The organism is Gibbsiella quercinecans, from assembly GCF_002291425.1.
GTDB lineage: Bacteria > Pseudomonadota > Gammaproteobacteria > Enterobacterales > Enterobacteriaceae > Gibbsiella > Gibbsiella quercinecans.
The window spans coordinates 2,934,834-2,950,738 of sequence record NZ_CP014136.1; the positions used below are offsets into that span (position 1 = coordinate 2,934,834).

A 15,905-nucleotide genomic window follows, 5' to 3' on the forward strand; every position below is an offset into this window, starting at 1 on the left:
GATTTCGGAGTAATAATCATGAGCGAAACGGCAAGCTGGCAACCTAGTGCACCCATCGCCAATTTGTTAAAGCGCGCAGCCATTCTGGCGGAGATCCGGCGGTTTTTTGCCGATCGTGGGGTGTTGGAAGTTGAAACGCCGACCATGAGCCAGGCGACGGTGACCGACGTTCAACTGTTCCCGTTCCAGACGCGTTTTGTTGGCCCGGGGGCCGCTGCCGGCATGACGTTGTACATGATGACCAGCCCGGAATATCACATGAAACGCCTGTTGGCGGCAGGCAGCGGCCCCATCTACCAACTGGGGCGTTCGTTCCGTAATGAAGAGGCCGGGCGTTATCACAACCCGGAATTCACTATGCTGGAATGGTATCGCCCGCACTACGACATGTACCGCCTGATGAATGAGGTGGACGACTTATTGCAGCAGGTGCTGGATTGCGACAGCGCGGAAACCCTGTCCTACCAGCAGGCGTTTTTGCGCCATCTGGATGTGGATCCGCTGTCGGCCGATAAGGCCCAACTGCGGGAAGTGGCGGCCAAGCTCGATCTAAGCAACATCGCCGATACGGAAGAAGATCGCGATACGCTGTTGCAACTGCTGTTCGTGATGGGGGTTGAACCGCATATCGGCCGTGAAAAGCCGGCGTTTGTTTACCACTTCCCGGCGACGCAGGCTTCGCTGGCGGAAATCAGCACTGAAGATCACCGAGTGGCGGAGCGTTTTGAGGTGTATTTCAAAGGCATCGAGCTGGCGAACGGCTTCCGTGAACTGACCGACAGCAGCGAACAGCGCAAACGCTTTGAGCAGGATAACCGTAAGCGTGCGGCGCTGGGCCTGCCGGAGCACCCCATCGACAACTATTTACTGGATGCTCTGAAGCACGGCATGCCGGAGTGTTCCGGCGTGGCGCTGGGGGTCGATCGCCTGGTGATGCTGGCGCTGGGCGCCGAAAGCCTGGAGGAGGTTATTGCCTTCCCGGTGATGCGCGCCTGATGCTCCCCGCGCCCGTACGAGTGCGGGCCATCATCAGTTCTTGAACCATGCCAGCCGCGGTAAACGGGCTGGCATGGTTCGTTTTAGCCTGGCCGCTCATGATTATCTCAATGATCCCCTTGCCACTCCGATGGCTTATCCCCTGCGGCGCGCGTAATGAAACATTTTCACCTACCGGTTGAATACTCGACATTCAATGTGAAAAACGCTATCTTCGGGCATCTAGAAGTCTAAACGTATAAACGGATGTGAGAGGATCAAGCAATGCCGATTCGTGTGCCTGACGAGTTACCTGCAGTTAATTTTTTGCGCAATGAGAATGTCTTCGTCATGACATCCTCGCGGGCAAAGACACAGGAGATCCGGCCGCTAAAAGTATTGATCCTCAATCTGATGCCAAAGAAGATTGAAACGGAAAACCAGTTCCTGCGCCTGCTGTCCAATTCGCCGCTGCAGATTGATATCCAACTGCTGCGTATTGACCGCCGTGCGCCGAAAAACACCCCGGCTGAGCACCTGAATAACTTTTACTGCAACTTTGAAGATATTCAGCATGAAAATTTCGATGGCCTGATTGTCACCGGGGCGCCGCTGGGGCTGGTGGATTTTTGCGATGTGGCCTACTGGCCGCAGATTGAACGCGTGATTGACTGGGCGAAAGAACACGTTACCTCAACGCTGTTTGTGTGCTGGGCGGTACAGGCGGCGCTGAACGTGCTGTACGGTATCCCCAAGTTGACGCGCGACGTGAAGCTGTCTGGGGTCTATCTGCACCACACGCTGCAACCGCATGCGCTGCTGACGCGCGGCTTTGATGAAACCTTCCTGGCGCCGCATTCGCGCTATGCGGATTTCCCTACGGACGTGCTCCGCGACTATACCGATCTGGATATTTTTGCTGAATCCGAGCAGACGGGCGCCTACCTGTTCGCCAGTAAAGACAAGCGGATGGCGTTTGTCACCGGGCACCCGGAGTATGACGCGCTGACGTTGGCAGGGGAGTATTGTCGGGACAAAGCCGCTGGCCTCAACCCTACCGTTCCGCTGAATTACTTCCCCAATGACAACCCCGAATTGGCGCCAAAAGCTTCCTGGCGCAGCCATGGCCACCTGCTGTTCTCCAACTGGTTGAACTATTACGTGTACCAGATTACGCCGTTCGATCTGCGCCAGATGAATCCTACCCTCGATTAATTTTTTGCATGTTTAAGGCGGCTGAATCGTGGCCGCCGTTGCGCCACCTCTGTTTTTCCTCCCTCCGTCATTACCTTTCTTGCTACGCAAATCCTTTTATAAACAAACGAATAACGCCGGTTTTTCACCCTATGGGAAATCATTTCCTATCGATTTTTTATGCATTTTTTTATTAATGCATTGAAAGTAAACGGGTAAATAAAAATTTTTTATAAAAATGGAAATCGTTTTTGATTTTTTTATTTTATTGGTTAATCTTAAATCGGAAAGGGTAATAAATGAGCATGCGTTGGCGTTTGATCGGCGGTGAACCGTCATTTTTTCTGATGAAAACCAACTGCCCGCTGTTCAACATTCGGGCGGTTAGATGGAGGGGAGCAAGACCATGACGCAACAGATAGTGGGCACGGAATTAACCTTTAGCCAGGCTTTTGGCGCCGCGGAGCGGCAGATCCTCACGGATGATGCCGTTGATTTTCTGGCTGAACTGGTGGGGCGATTCACCCCGCGGCGTAATACATTATTGGCCGCACGTTCGGCCTGGCAGGAGAACATCGATCGCGGCTCGCTGCCGGGGTTTATTTCGGAAACGGCTTCCATTCGTGAATTGGACTGGAAGATTCGCGGTATCCCGAGCGATCTGCAGGATCGCCGGGTAGAAATTACCGGGCCGGTGGAGCGCAAGATGGTGATCAACGCGCTGAACGCCAACGTGAAAGTGTTTATGGCGGACTTCGAAGATTCGCTGGCGCCCAGTTGGGACAAAGTGATCGACGGACAAATCAACCTGCGCGATGCGGTCAACGGCACGATTTCCTACACCAATGAAGCCGGGAAAATTTACCAACTGAAACCCAACCCGGCGGTGCTGATTGCCCGGGTGCGCGGCCTGCATCTGCCGGAGAAGCACGTGCACTGGCAGGGGGAGGCGATCCCCGGCGGCCTGTTTGATTTTGCGCTGTACTTTTTCCACAACTATCGCCAACTGCTGGCGAAAGGCAGCGGCCCTTACTTCTATCTGCCCAAAACCCAATCCTGGCAGGAAGCGGCCTGGTGGGGCGATGTCTTCAGCTTCACGGAAGACCGCTTTGGCCTGCCGCGCGGCACCATCAAGGCCACGGTGCTGATCGAAACGCTGCCCGCTGTATTCCAGATGGACGAAATTCTCTATCACCTGCGCGATCATATCGTGGGGCTTAACTGCGGGCGTTGGGATTATATCTTCAGCTATATCAAAACGTTGAAAAATCATAGCGACCGTGTGCTGCCGGATCGGCAGTCGGTCACCATGGATAAACCGTTCCTCAGCGCCTATTCACGGCTGCTGATCAAAACCTGCCATCAACGCGGTGCCTTTGCCATGGGCGGCATGGCGGCGTTTATTCCCAGCAAGGACACTGAAAAAAACGCCTGGGTGTTGGACAAAGTGAAAGTGGACAAAGAGCTTGAAGCGACCAATGGCCACGATGGCACCTGGATCGCCCACCCGGGGCTGGCGGATACCGTTATGGCGGTGTTTGACCGCATCCTGGGCGACCGCCCGAATCAACTGGAGGTGTTGCGGGAAAGCGATGCCCCGATCGGTGCGGCGCAACTGCTGGAGCCCTGCGAAGGGGAGCGCACCGAAGCCGGGATGCGCGCCAACATTCGCGTGGCGGTGCAATACATCGAAGCCTGGATCTCCGGCAACGGCTGCGTGCCGATTTACGGCCTGATGGAAGATGCGGCGACGGCGGAGATCTCGCGCACCTCGATCTGGCAATGGATCCACCATGAAAAAAGCTTGAGCGATGGCCAACTGGTCACCAAAGCGCTGTTCCGCCGGATGCTGGCGGAAGAAATGTTGGTGATCCGCGAAGAAGTGGGTGCGGCGCGCTTTAACGCCGGGCGTTTCGACGATGCGGCGCGCCTGATGGAACGCATCACCACGCAAGATAAGCTAATCGATTTCCTGACCTTGCCGGGCTACGAACTGTTGGCCTAAGAACGGCGGCCTGCGCGGTGGCTATCTGTGCGCCACAGCCGTAAACGCCGGTGCGTTACCCCTACAACTGACAACGTAAGGATAAGAATGATGACGACCTCTCGTACCCAACAGATTGAGCAACTGCAACAGGAATGGCAATCAGCCCGCTGGGAAGGCATCACCCGGCCCTACAGCGCCGAAGAGGTGATTTCTCTGCGGGGTTCGGTCAACCCGGTGTGCACGCTGGCGCAAAACGGTGCGGCCAAGCTATGGCGCCTGCTGCATGGCGAATCACGCAAGGGCTATGTCAATTGCCTGGGGGCGTTAACCGGCGGGCAGGCGCTGCAGCAGGCAAAGGCCGGTATTGAAGCGATCTACCTTTCCGGCTGGCAAGTGGCGGCGGATGCCAACACCGCTTCGGCCATGTATCCGGATCAGTCGTTATACCCGGTGGATTCGGTGCCGGCGGTCGTCACGCGCATCAACAATACTTTCCGCCGAGCGGATCAGATCCAATGGGCGAACAATATCACCCCCGGCAACAAGGGCTACGTGGATTATTTCCTGCCGATTGTCGCCGATGCCGAAGCCGGTTTTGGCGGCGTGCTGAACGCGTTTGAACTGATGAAGGCGATGATCGAAGCCGGCGCCGCCGGGGTGCATTTTGAAGACCAACTGGCGGCGGCGAAGAAGTGCGGCCATATGGGCGGCAAGGTACTGGTGCCCACGCAGGAGGCGGTACAGAAACTGGTGGCTGCACGGCTGGCCGCCGATGTGCTGGGCGTGCCGACGCTGCTGATCGCCCGTACCGATGCAGATGCGGCGGATTTGTTAACCTCCGACAGCGATCCGTACGACAGCGAATTCGTCACCGGCGAGCGCACTGTGGAGGGGTTCTTCCGCACCCGTGCCGGCATTGAGCAAGCCATCAGCCGTGGCCTGGCCTACGCACCTTACGCCGATCTGGTGTGGTGTGAAACCTCTGTGCCCGATCTGGCGGCGGCTAAACGTTTCGCAGAAGCGATCCATGCCCGGTACCCCGGCAAACTGCTGGCCTATAACTGTTCGCCATCGTTTAACTGGAAAAAGAACCTGGATGACCAGACCATCGCCCGCTTCCAGGATGCGTTGAGCGCCATGGGTTACAAGTACCAGTTCATTACCCTGGCCGGTATTCACAGCATGTGGTTCAACATGTTCGATCTGGCCCATGCCTATGCGCAGGGTGAAGGCATGCGTCACTACGTTGAAAAAGTGCAGCAACCGGAGTTCGACGCCGCCACGCAGGGCTATACCTTTGTTTCGCACCAGCAGGAGGTAGGCACCGGGTACTTTGATAAAGTGACCAACGTCATCCAGGGGGGCGCCTCGTCGGTGACCGCGCTGACCGGTTCAACGGAAGAGCAGCAGTTCTAGGCGGCACAGCAGGCAGGCGCGTGAGTCTGGATGGGGGCGATATGGCGGAAAAACGGGCATTGTTGATTGCACAAACGATTCTGCAGGGCTTTGATGCACAGTACGGCCGCTTTCTGGAGGTGACCGCCGGCGCGCAGCAGCGTTTTGAGCGGGCGGATTGGCCGGCAGTGCAGCAGGCGATGAGAAAACGCATCCACCTGTACGATCACCACGTCGGCCTGGTGGTGGAGCAGCTCAAATGCATTTCCGGGCCGGACGTGCTGGATCCCCAGTTCAGCCGCCGGGTCAAGGCCGTCTACACGGAACTGCTGCCGGACTATCCGCGCTTTGAGATTGCCGAAAGCTTTTTTAACTCGGTGTATTGCCGCCTGTTCCAACACCGCGATCTCACGCCGGAAAGGTTGTTTGTGTTTAGCTCGCAGCCGGCGCAGCGCTTTCGTGAAATCCCGCGGCCGTTGGCGCGGGATTTCACCCCCAATGGCGAACTGGCCGGCATGTTGCAGGGGATGCTGAATGATTTGCCGCTGCGTTTGCCTTGGGAGGATCTGCCGCGCGATATCGGCTACATCATCCGGGCGCTGCAGCAGGCGTTCAGCGCCCGGCAACTGGCCGGGGCACGTTTTCAGATCGCCAATGAGCTGTTTTACCGCAACAAGGCGGCCTGGCTGGTGGGCAAGCTGCGCTTGGCGGATGCCGTATATCCCTTCCTGCTGCCGATCCACCATAATGAGTCGGGAGCGCTGTTTATTGATACCTGCCTGACCAGCAAAGCCGAAGCCAGCATTGTCTTTGGCTTTGCCCGTTCCTATTTCATGGTGTATGCGCCGCTGCCGGCGGCGCTGGTGGAATGGCTGCGGGAAATCCTGCCGGGCAAGACCACCGCCGAACTGTATATGGCGATTGGCTGCCAAAAACACGGGAAAACGGAGTGTTACCGTGAGTATCTGACCTATATGGCGCAGTCGGACGAGCAGTTTATCGTTGCGCCGGGGGTGAAGGGCATGGTGATGCTGGTGTTTACCCTGCCGTCGTTCGATCGGGTGTTCAAAGTGATCAAAGACCAGTTTGCGCCGCAGAAAGAGGTGACGCAGGCCCAGGTGATGGCCTGCTATCGGCTGGTCAAGGAGCACGATCGGGTCGGGCGCATGGCCGATACCCAGGAATATGAGAATTTTGTGATTGATAAGGCGCGCATCAGCCCGGCGCTGCTGGCGGAGCTGTGGCGGGAAGTGCCGGAAAAGCTGGAGGACCTGGGGGAGCGCATCATGATCAAGCACCTCTATATGGAAAGGCGTATGACGCCGCTGAATCTGTATCTGGAGCAGGCGAATGACCCGCAGATGCGCGAGGTGATTGAAGAGTATGGCAACGCGATCAAGCAGCTGGCGGCGGCCAATATTTTCCCCGGCGATATGCTGTTCAAGAACTTCGGCGTTACCCGCCACGGGCGCGTGGTGTTCTATGACTACGATGAAATCTGTTATATGACCGAGATTAACTTTCGCGATATCCCGCCGCCACGCTACCCAGAAGACGAACTGGCCAGCGAGCCCTGGTACAGCATTTCCCCTAACGATGTGTTTCCGGAAGAGTTCCGCCATTTCCTGTGCGGCGATCGGCGTATCCGGCAGGTGTTTGAGGAAATACACGGTGATTTATTCGAAGCGAGCTACTGGCGCGGCCTGCAGCAGCGCATCCGTGAGGGATACGTCGAAGATGTCTACGCCTACCGCAAAGCCCGGCGTTTTAGCCAGCGAACCGATGCGTGCTTAGCGGTGGCGGAGGGAACCCCCTAAGGGCCGGCAAGCGGCCCCGGGCAGGTTTACGCTTTCGCGCCGGCAATGGCTGCGCGCGCCAGTTCGGTGATGCGGGCGTAGTCGCCGGTTTCCAGCGCGTCTGCCGGCACCAGCCAAGAGCCGCCGATGCACAGCACGCTTTTCAGCGCCAGGTAGTCACGGTAGTTGCCTGGCGATATCCCGCCGGTGGGGCAGAAGCGCACCTGCGGGAACGGGCCGCCGATCGCCTGCAGCGCCTTCACGCCGCCGTTGGCTTCCGCCGGGAAGAACTTGAATTCACGCAGGCCGAAATCGAGGCCCTGCATCAGTTCCGAAACGGTGCTGATGCCCGGGATCAGCGGGATGCTGCCTGCGGTGGCGGCTTTCAGCAGATCTTCGGTCAGGCCGGGGCTGATGGCGAACTGCGCGCCGGCTGCGGTCACTTCCTGCAGTTGGCGGGCATTCAGCACCGTGCCGGCGCCGACGATGGCTTCCGGCACTTCCCGGGCGATGGCGCGGATGGCGTCCAGCGCGCACGGGGTGCGCAGCGTGACTTCCAGCACCTTGACGCCACCGGCAAGCAGCGCTTTCGCCAGCGGCACGGCATGCTCCAACTGCTTAATCACGATGACCGGCATGACCGGGCCGGCGGTCAAAATCTGTTCTGGGTTGGTCTTCCAGTTATTCATGGGTGTTTCTCTCCGTTATACCCCAGGCTGCGGGGTTAAAAATGAATGCAACTTGCGCCCTGCTCGGCGCCGGAAAGCTGGCTGCGCAAAGCGCTGAACAGTTCACGGCCACAGCCGATGTGCTCTGCGCTTAGATCGGGATGGTAAGGCTGGCGTTCGGCCAGTTCGGCGGCGGGCACCAGCAGCGCCAGCTCACCGGTAACGCCGTTGACACGGATCAGATCGCCGTTTTGTACCTTGGCCAGCATGCCGCCGGTATAGGCTTCCGGCGTCACATGGATGGCGGAGGGCACCTTGCCGGAAGCGCCGGACAGGCGGCCATCGGTGACCAGCGCCACCTTGAAGCCGCGGTCCATCAATACGCCCAGCGGCGGCATCAGCTTATGCAGTTCCGGCATGCCATTGGCCTGCGGCCCCTGGAAGCGCACCACAACCACACAGTCTTTGTTCAACTGGCCGGCTTCGAACGCTGGCACGATGTCATGCTGGCTTTCAAACACCACCGCCGGCGCTTCGATAATCTGGTTATCTGCCGGTACCGCCGAGGTTTTCATGACTGCGCGGCCGAGGTTGCCGCTTAGCACTTTGGTGCCGCCGTGGTGGGCGAAGGGCTGCTCGGCGCTGGCGATCACGCTGGCATCCAGCGAGCGTTCCGCACCGTCGCGCCAGGCCAGTTGGCCGTTCTCCAGCCACGGTTCCTGGGTGTAACGTTCCAGCCCGAAGCCGGCGACGGTATGCACTTCCTGGTGCAACAGGCCGAGCTTCAACAATTCGCGCACCACCAACTGCACGCCGCCGGCGGCCTGGAACTGGTTGATATCGGCCGGGCCGTTCGGATAGATACGGCACAGCTGGGGTACGGCATCGGACAGCTCGGAAAAATCATCCCAGTTGATGATGATGCCTGCCGCGCGCGCCATCGCCACCATATGCATCGTCAGATTGGTGGAGCCGCCGGTGGCCAGCAGCGCAACGATGCCGTTGACCACCACTTTTTCATCCAACAGTTGGCCGATCGGCATATAGCTGCCGCTGCGGTCGGTCAGGCGCGTCACCTGGCGTGCGGCGGCGTCGGTAAGGGCATCGCGCAGCGGGGTATCCGGTTGAACAAACGAGGCGCCGGGCAGGTGCAGGCCCATCATTTCCATCACCATCTGGTTACTGTTGGCGGTGCCGTAGAACGTACATGTGCCGATGCCGTGATACGAGGCGGATTCCGCCTCCAGCAGGGCCCTACGGTCAACTTTGCCTTCAGCGTACAGTTGGCGTATCCGCACCTTTTCCTTGTTCGGCAAACCGCTGCTCATCGGCCCGGCAGGAACGAACACCGTGGGCAAATGGCCGAAGGAGAGGGCCGACATCACCAGCCCCGGCACGATCTTATCGCAGATGCCGAGGAACAGGGCGCCATCAAACATATTGTGGGAAAGCCCGACGGCGGCGGACATGGCGATCACATCGCGGCTCATCAGCGACAGTTCCATACCGTCTTGCCCCTGCGTCACGCCGTCGCACATGGCCGGCACGCCGCCGGCGACCTGGCCGACGGCGCCCACGGCGTGCAGCGCCTGTTTCAGCCGTTCAGGGTAATGTTCGTACGGCTGGTGGGCGGAGAGCATATCGTTGTAGGCGGTGACGATGGCAATATCGTTGCGCACCATGTTCTTCAGCGCGGCCTTATCGTCCGGCTGGCACGCGGCAAAACCGTGGGCCAGGTTGCCGCAGGCCAGTTGGGCGCGGTGTACGGTTTGGCTACGCGCGGCTTCAATGCGTGCCAGATAAGCGGCGCGCGCCGCTTTGGAACGTTCGATGATGCGTTGCGTGACACGGGATAGGGTCGAATTAAGCATACCGTCCTCACATTGTTTCATAATCATTGCCGCCAATGGCGGTGCCTTCCCGGCGGCTGTCAGCCGGGGAGATTCGTGTTGTTATTGCCGTGCGAAGGCTATTATTGCTGCCGTGTGGAACCGCCATGCGCGGTATGAACGGCGCATGGGGCCGTTGGCGATGCCGCTGCTGCTCGGGTGCATTACGGCGGCTACCGGTACTGTGGCATTGGCGCGCCGCCGCAGTACGTTTTCCGCCACGGCGATGCCCTGCGTGTAGTGTGCCTTATTTTGGCTAAACCGGTTCAGTAAATGCACTGCAATTTGATCCAGCCCCCCGCTTTTTAGCAAGGTTTTATCATCGGCAGCGGAAAACGCCGCCGTTTTCACGCGCAGGCCTCCTGCGGCATAACGCGTTGGATATGCTGTAGGGTAGCGGCGATAACGCCTTCCAGGGGCTGATTGATATCAATGGCCGCCACGTCTTTTTCATTCGGCCCGGGCTGTTCCAGCGTGGCGAACTGTGAAACCAACATCTGTGGTTTGAAAAAGTGCCCCTTGCGTGCCGCCATGCGGGCTTGGATCAGCGGGAAATCACCGTGCAGGTAGATAAAAGACAGGTTGTCGTTGCCGGCGCGCAGGCGATCGCGGTAGTGCTTTTTCAAGGCCGAACACACGATGATGGATAGGCGGTTGGTGCGCTGCATGGCGAATGCTGCGTCGTTCAGGGCATCCAGCCACGGCGCCCGATCGTCATCAGTCAGAGCTGTGCCCGCCGCCATTTTCATGATGTTGCTGCGCGGGTGCAGAAAATCCCCGTCAAGAAAGGCGGCGGAGAGCCGGCGCGCCACCGCATCGGCCACGGCGGATTTCCCACTGCCGGAAACGCCCATGATGACGTAAATTCGGTTGTATTCATTGCTCATGGTTGGGCTCCAAGCCTGATGACGGCGTTGTTAATTGGATTGTTACCGGTAACATGTTACCAGTAACATTAGCGGAGGTTTGCGGCACTTGCAATCGGCTTTTCTCACCGCAAGCGCTAATTGTGATCGGCCTCATATTTCTTGTGGGTAGTGAAACAAGCGGCCAACCGCCCGTTACAGGAATGCAACTTCTCCCTCACCCCAGCCCTCTCCCAGGGGGAGAGGGAGCGGACAGTGCTTACCATTGGGTTTATAAGAAACCGCTCACCATCTGCAGGTGCACAGGCCTTAATGCCATCTCGGGCTACTCCCTCTCCCTGGAGGGAGAGGGTTGGGGTGAGGGGAAGGGCGAGGGGCGTGGAAAGAACTAGCGCACTCCGCCGTATTCCAGGCTGATCTCTTTCGCCGCATGGATCACCAGAGCGCCCAGCTCAATCACCCGATCGTCGGTAATGCGCGACACCGGGCCGGAAATGGAAATGGCGGCAAAGGCCTCCCGATGCTCATCGAAAATGCAGGCCGCGACGCAGCGCAGGCCGAGCGCATGTTCTTCATCGTCAAAAGAAAACCCCTGTTTACGGATCTGCGCCAAACCCGCTTTCAGATTGTGCGGCGTCAGGGTTTGCGGAGTGTAAGTCTGCATGCCTTTTTTATGCAGCAACTGGGTGACCTGCTCATCCGGCAGGGTGGCGAGGAAAGCTTTGCCCGCGCCGGAGGCATGCATCGGCAGTTTGCCGCCGATCGGCGCCGACATGCGCATCAGCGCCGTACACTGCACCTGATCGATAATAATCGCCTGGTGCTCGGCCTGATCCATCACCGCCAGGTTGACCGTTTCGCCGGATTCTTCCATTAGCCGGCGCAGGATCGGGTGCACCATCGCCAGCAAATTGCGGCTTTGCAGAAAGCTGCTGCCGACCACAAAGGCATGCGCGCCGATGGTCCACAGGCCAAGATCGCCCACCTGGCGCACAAAACCCTGCTGCTGCATGGTGCTGAGCAGACGATGGGTGGTGGAGTTGGGCAGCCCGGCGCGCTGGGCCAGATCGGTCAGCGCTACGCTGCCCTGCGCTTCGGCGATGAATTCTAACAGTTTCAGGCCGCGGGTCAGGGACTGAACCTGCCCGGTGGCGGTGCTGGCGGCGGGCTTCTTGCCGCGTTTGGCGGGAACGGGAGTGGCCATGGCTATGCTTCCTTTTTCCGTATTATGGAATCCATTTTCGTTTTTTAAGTGCGAATTGCAATACACTTATCCGCTCATCGGATCTGTTCATGGCATAAGCTGAAAAACTCTCAATTAATGGCCGCCGCTTAACCCTTACAACCTGTGCTAGGATGGCTGTCTGCCTTGGGCGCCCGGGATTGCCGGCGGCAAAGGCAGGGCAATGGGATCACCACGTGTGAAGAGGCGACAGTGACGAATCGAGCAGAACAATTACGGCAGCAGCTAGCCCAGCGTATTTTAGTGTTGGATGGCGGCATGGGCACCATGATCCAGAGCTACAAACTGGCAGAGCAGGATTACCGCGGGGCACGCTTTGCCGATTGGCACAGCGATCTTAAAGGCAATAACGATCTGCTGGTGTTGACCAAGCCGGACATCATTAGCGCTATCCATTACGCCTATCTGGAAGCCGGCGCCGATATTCTCGAAACCAACACCTTCAACGCCACCCCGATCGCGATGGCCGACTACCATATGGAAGCGTTGTCCGCCGAGATTAACTACCAGGCAGCCTGTCTGGCGCGCGCCTGCGCCGATGAATGGACGGCGCGCACGCCGGAGAAACCACGCTATGTGGCCGGGGTGTTGGGGCCGACCAACCGAACGGCGTCGATCTCCCCGGACGTCAACGACCCGGCATTTCGTAATATTTCATTCGACCAATTGGTGGCCGCCTACCGTGAATCGACCCGCGCGTTGGTTGAAGGCGGCGTTGACCTGATCATGATCGAAACCATCTTCGATACGCTGAACGCCAAGGCGGCGGCTTTTGCCGTGGAAAGCGAGTTCGAAGCTCTGGGTGTGGCGTTGCCGATCATGATTTCCGGCACCATCACCGATGCCTCCGGCCGCACCCTGTCCGGCCAGACCACCGAAGCATTTTATAACTCCCTGCGCCATGTGCAGCCGCTGAGCTTTGGCCTCAACTGCGCGCTTGGCCCGGACGAATTGCGCCCATACGTGGCGGAGCTGGCGCGCATCGCGGAAGGTTACGTCAGCGCCCACCCCAACGCCGGCCTGCCCAATGCCTTTGGCGAATACGATCTGGATGCCGCAGAGATGGCGCGGCAAGTGGGGGAATGGGCGCAGGCGGGTTTCCTGAACATCATCGGCGGCTGCTGCGGCACCACACCGGCGCATATTGCGGCGATGGCGCAGGCGGTGGCCGGGGTGCCGCCGCGCAAACTGCCGGCGATACCGGTGGCCTGCCGCTTATCCGGCCTGGAACCGTTGAACATTGATGCCAATACCTTGTTTGTCAACGTGGGCGAACGCACCAACGTCACCGGTTCCGCCCGCTTTAAACGCCTAATCAAAGAAGAGAAATACGACGAGGCGCTGGAAGTGGCGCGCCAACAGGTGGAAAGCGGCGCGCAGATCATCGATATCAACATGGATGAGGGGATGCTCGACACGGAAGCGGCGATGGCGCGCTTCCTTAACCTGATCGCCGGCGAGCCGGACATTGCGCGCGTGCCCATCATGATCGATTCCTCGAAGTGGGATGTGATCGAAATCGGCCTGAAGTGCATTCAGGGCAAGGGCATCGTCAACTCGATCTCGATGAAAGAGGGCGAAGCGGCCTTTATCCACCATGCGAAGCTGGTTCGCCGTTACGGCGCCGCCGTGGTGGTGATGGCGTTTGATGAAGTGGGCCAGGCGGATACCCGTGAACGTAAATTCTCCATCTGCCGCCGCGCTTATCAACTGCTGACGGAAACGGTCGGCTTCCCGCCGGAAGACATTATCTTCGATCCGAATATTTTTGCCGTGGCGACCGGCATTGAAGAACACAACAACTACGCCGTCGACTTTATCGAAGCCTGCGCCGATATCAAAAGCCAACTGCCGCACGCAATGATTTCCGGCGGGGTGTCCAACGTCTCGTTTTCATTCCGCGGCAACGATCCGGTGCGCGAGGCGATCCACGCAGTGTTCCTGTATCACGCCATTCGCAACGGCATGGATATGGGCATCGTCAATGCCGGCCAATTGGCGATCTATGACGATCTGGCCGCCGAACTGCGCGAAGCGGTGGAGGATGTGATCCTTAACCGCCGCCCGGACGGCACCGAGCGCCTGCTGGAGCTGGCGGAAAAATACCGCGGTAGCAAAGATCGGGAAGCCGACGTCCAGCAGGCCGAATGGCGCGGCTGGCCGGTGACCAAACGCCTGGAGTACGCGCTGGTGAAAGGCATCACCGAGTTTATCGAATCGGATACCGAAGAGGCGCGCCAACAGGCCGCGCGGCCAATCGAAGTGATCGAAGGCCCGCTGATGGCCGGGATGAACGTGGTTGGCGATCTGTTCGGCGAGGGCAAGATGTTCTTGCCGCAGGTGGTGAAATCGGCGCGCGTTATGAAGCAGGCGGTGGCCTATCTGGAGCCGTACATCCAGGCCAGTAAACAGCAGGGCAGCGCCGCCGGCAAGATCCTGCTGGCGACGGTCAAAGGCGATGTGCACGATATCGGCAAGAATATCGTCGGCGTGGTGCTGCAATGCAACAACTACGAGATTATCGATCTGGGCGTGATGGTGCCGGCCGACAAGATCCTGAAAACCGCCCGTGAACAACAGGTGGATATTATCGGCCTGTCGGGCCTGATCACCCCATCGCTGGATGAAATGGTCAATGTGGCGAAAGAGATGGAGCGGCAGGGGTTTACCATCCCGTTGCTGATCGGCGGCGCTACTACCTCGAAGGCGCATACCGCGGTGAAGATCGAGCAGAATTACAGCGGGCCGACCACCTATGTGCAAAACGCGTCGCGCACCGTCGGGGTGGTGGCCGCGTTGCTATCGCCCACCCAGCGCGATGAGTTCGTTGCCCGCACCCGCCGGGAATATGAAACCGTGCGTATTCAGCACGGGCGCAAAAAGCCACGCACCGCGCCGGTCACCCTGGAACAGGCGCGCGCCAATGCGATGGTGCTGGACTGGGCGAGCTATACGCCGCCGGTGCCGAAGCAACTGGGCGTATTCCCGGTGGCGGCGAGCATCGGCACCCTGCGTGAGTATATCGACTGGACGCCGTTCTTCATGACCTGGTCGCTGGCGGGTAAATACCCGCGCATTCTGCAAGATGACGTGGTGGGCGAAGAGGCAACGCGTCTGTTCCAGGACGCCAATCATATGTTGGATATGCTGGATGCCAGCGGCAGCCTGAACCCGCGCGGCGTATACGGCCTGTTCCCAGCCAACCGCGTGGGCGACGACGTCGCGGTGTATCGCGACGAGACGCGTGAACAGGTGTGGGTGGTCAGCCATCACCTGCGCCAGCAGACGGAAAAGACCGACTTCCCCAACTATTGCCTGGCGGATTTTATCGCGCCGCAAAGCAGCGGCAAGGCTGACTATCTGGGCGCTTTCGCCGTTACCGGCGGGCTGGAGGAAGACGCACTGGCGGCGGCGTATGACGCTCAGCACGATGACTACAACAAAATCATGCTCAAAGCGCTGGCCGATCGACTGGCGGAGGCGTTTGCCGAATACTTGCACGAGCAGGTGCGCAAACAGCACTGGGGCTATGCCGCCGATGAAAACCTCAGCAACCAGGAGCTGATTCGCGAAAACTATCAGGGGATCCGCCCGGCGCCGGGCTACCCGGCCTGCCCGGAGCACACTGAAAAAACGCCGATCTGGCAACTGCTGGACGTTGAACGCAATACCGGTATGAAACTGACCGAGTCGTTCGCCATGTGGCCAGGGGCGGCGGTTTCCGGCTGGTACTTCAGCCATCCGCAGAGCAAATACTTCGCCGTGGCGCAGATCCAGCGCGATCAGGTGGTGGACTACGCAGCGCGCAAAGGCATGAGCGTCAGCGAGGTTGAACGCTGGCTGGCGCCAAACCTGGGGTATGACGCGGATTAATCTGCTTAAGCCGCGCCCG

General features: G+C 59.0%; 11 protein-coding genes. 6 read left to right on the plus strand and 5 right to left on the minus strand.

Annotation, left to right across the window (positions count from 1 at the left end; translation table 11 throughout):
- Nucleotides 1–18 precede the first annotated feature (18 nt).
- The 5 genes from epmA (at nt 19) to aceK (ending at nt 7,368) form a co-directional block, all read left to right on the plus strand.
- Nucleotides 19–996 (plus strand): elongation factor P--(R)-beta-lysine ligase, encoded by a 978-nt coding sequence (epmA, locus tag ACN28Q_RS13685; RefSeq protein ID WP_095846833.1) that lies wholly within the window; start codon nt 19–21, stop codon nt 994–996.
- 264 nt (nt 997–1,260) lie between these two features.
- On the plus strand, nt 1,261–2,190 hold the full coding sequence (metA, locus tag ACN28Q_RS13690) for a homoserine O-acetyltransferase MetA (protein WP_095846834.1): 930 nt from the start codon (nt 1,261–1,263) through the stop codon (nt 2,188–2,190).
- A gap of 385 nt (nt 2,191–2,575) precedes the next feature.
- Nucleotides 2,576–4,174 (plus strand): malate synthase A, encoded by a 1,599-nt coding sequence (gene aceB, locus ACN28Q_RS13695; protein WP_095846835.1) that lies wholly within the window; start codon nt 2,576–2,578, stop codon nt 4,172–4,174.
- Between the two features lie 90 nt (nt 4,175–4,264).
- Nucleotides 4,265–5,572: an isocitrate lyase gene (gene aceA, locus ACN28Q_RS13700; protein ID WP_095846836.1), complete on the plus strand. Its 1,308-nt coding sequence runs from the start codon at nt 4,265–4,267 to the stop codon at nt 5,570–5,572.
- Between the two features lie 41 nt (nt 5,573–5,613).
- Nucleotides 5,614–7,368 (plus strand): bifunctional isocitrate dehydrogenase kinase/phosphatase, encoded by a 1,755-nt coding sequence (gene aceK / locus ACN28Q_RS13705; RefSeq protein WP_095846837.1) that lies wholly within the window; start codon nt 5,614–5,616, stop codon nt 7,366–7,368.
- A 26-nt stretch (nt 7,369–7,394) separates the two neighbouring features.
- Here the strand turns inward: aceK and ACN28Q_RS13710 are convergent, their stop codons facing one another.
- The 5 genes from ACN28Q_RS13710 to iclR form a co-directional block, all read right to left on the minus strand.
- Entirely contained in the window at nt 7,395–8,036 is a 642-nt protein-coding gene (locus tag ACN28Q_RS13710; protein ID WP_095846838.1) for a bifunctional 4-hydroxy-2-oxoglutarate aldolase/2-dehydro-3-deoxy-phosphogluconate aldolase, read from the minus strand.
- A 35-nt stretch (nt 8,037–8,071) separates the two neighbouring features.
- On the minus strand, nt 8,072–9,886 hold the full coding sequence (edd, locus tag ACN28Q_RS13715; protein WP_095849031.1) for a phosphogluconate dehydratase: 1,815 nt from the start codon (nt 9,884–9,886) through the stop codon (nt 8,072–8,074).
- Nucleotides 9,887–9,967: 81 nt separating this feature from the next.
- Entirely contained in the window at nt 9,968–10,255 is a 288-nt protein-coding gene (locus ACN28Q_RS13720) for a hypothetical protein (RefSeq protein WP_095846839.1), read from the minus strand.
- Entirely contained in the window at nt 10,252–10,791 is a 540-nt protein-coding gene (gene gntK, locus ACN28Q_RS13725; RefSeq protein ID WP_095846840.1) for a gluconokinase, read from the minus strand. Before gntK ends, ACN28Q_RS13720 begins: the two co-directional genes overlap by 4 nt.
- Nucleotides 10,792–11,158: 367 nt before the next feature.
- Nucleotides 11,159–11,974, minus strand: a complete 816-nt coding sequence (iclR, locus tag ACN28Q_RS13730; RefSeq protein WP_095846841.1) for a glyoxylate bypass operon transcriptional repressor IclR — start codon at nt 11,972–11,974, stop codon at nt 11,159–11,161.
- Between the two features lie 231 nt (nt 11,975–12,205).
- Between iclR and metH the strand changes: the two genes are divergently transcribed.
- Nucleotides 12,206–15,886, plus strand: coding sequence for a methionine synthase (gene metH, locus ACN28Q_RS13735; RefSeq protein WP_095846842.1), 3,681 nt, complete (start codon nt 12,206–12,208; stop codon nt 15,884–15,886).
- The last annotated feature ends 19 nt before the right edge of the window (nt 15,887–15,905 follow it).